Source organism: Candidatus Obscuribacterales bacterium (assembly GCA_036703605.1).
Lineage (GTDB): Bacteria > Cyanobacteriota > Cyanobacteriia > RECH01 > RECH01 > RECH01.
Window position 1 is genome coordinate 1 of record DATNRH010000703.1, and the last position, 1,549, is coordinate 1,549.

The 1,549-nt window shown below is 49.5% G+C and carries 1 protein-coding gene; it reads left to right on the forward strand.

Annotation, left to right across the window (positions count from 1 at the left end; all coding sequences use genetic code 11):
* Positions 1-73 precede the first annotated feature (73 nt).
* The gene (locus V6D20_14835; protein HEY9817056.1) at positions 74-595 is read left to right on the forward strand and encodes a MarR family transcriptional regulator; all 522 of its coding nucleotides are present in this window, start codon (positions 74-76) and stop codon (positions 593-595) included.
* The last annotated feature ends 954 nt before the right edge of the window (positions 596-1,549 follow it).

Here is a 1,549-nt window from a genome sequence, read left to right on the forward strand (position 1 = left end):
TGAGCAGAAGCCTGAAATCAAATTCATCTTGATATCAAGATATTCGAGGTGAAGGTAAAAGTCAAGAATCTCGATGTCAAGATATAATGACGTCATGAACCACGATCGCATTGATAACATCTTGGAACAATGGCAGCGGGAGTCGCCGCAGTTAGACCTCTCGGCCCTGGCGGTGACCGGGCGAGTCCTGCGGATTGCACGTTTGCTGGAAAAGCATCGGGAGTCTGTCCTAGCAGACTACGGGTTAGCCGTCTGGTCGTTTGACATGTTGGCGACCCTGAGACGACAGGGGCCGCCCTACCAACTCAAGCCGACCGATCTCTACGATCTGTTAATGCTCTCCTCAGGGGCAATGACCAACCGGATTGATCGTCTGGAGAAAGATGACCTGGTCGTTCGCATCCGTGATTCAGACGATCGACGCAGCGTCAGCGTGCAGCTAACCCCCAAAGGGATTGAACTGACAGATACGGTTATGCCGGTGTTGTTTGAGCGGGAAAACCAGTTTCTGGAGCAGTTTACCAAAACAGAGACTCAAACCTTTACAAAATTGCTGCGCCAGTTTTTGTTGGGGTTTGACCCAAATGGCAGATGAACTCATCTGGCTCTCTGCGCTTCGGTTAGAACCACGTTAAGAAGGAGCAGGAAAGGGAGAGAGCCCGTGAGATTTGCCATGAGTTTAACCTACAGCCACGTTTGTGGGTCAACGTCAAGCCAGCTAACACAACGTTGGGGCGGCGTAACAAAGGTTGTCTGTGGGAATTTAAGCTTGTCTGCCGTTGCACAACTTCACCTTTAGCTGTCCCTGCGTTAAGTTCTTGCCCTAGTTTTCCTGTCAATTGACGGAGTGGCAAAGCATGGGAGAGGGTTTGGGAGGAGGGCGATCGCTCCCGAATAATCCGAGAATGGGTATGAGCATCCCAGGACGATCGGTCATGTAGGTGTAGCAACTCCGTAGGCGATCGCTCCTCCTTCGGGCAACTCCGCTTCAACTCGTGAGGTTGAGAGCGATGTTTATGCAGACACATTTCCCTACGCCTAGATGTGTCAAAAGGGCTTCAATCTCAGGGGCACCTCTATCCCTGGGATGGGTTTTGTGATGAAACATGATGGAGCGACGAAGCCAACCGACCTAGGTCTGCTCTGTTTGATAGGTGTAGTGCTTCAGCCGAATTGCATCATGAACCTGATCCAAGATCGACCATAAGCCAGGAATCCCCAACTGGAACTCTTGTACTAAATGCTACATGCGTTGATCCTGGGCTGATCGTGAAGATTGTTTGAAGATGACCGCATAACACCCTGAAATGGGCGCATTATGTTGATACTTGTGTTCATAACTATCCTACTTGGGGTGTTATCGACCATCCAATCGTCATTTAGGTATATGGGCTGATCAAAGTCTGTATAGCATCCCAAGCAGAAGAGTTATGCAGACAATTTTCAGCCTAATCCTCTCTGGAGGAGGTGATATTCAGTTGTGGTCTGGCTAATCATCCCTATGGGAGGTGTTATGCCGATCAGAGGGGAGAAGTTCAGTATAAACAAT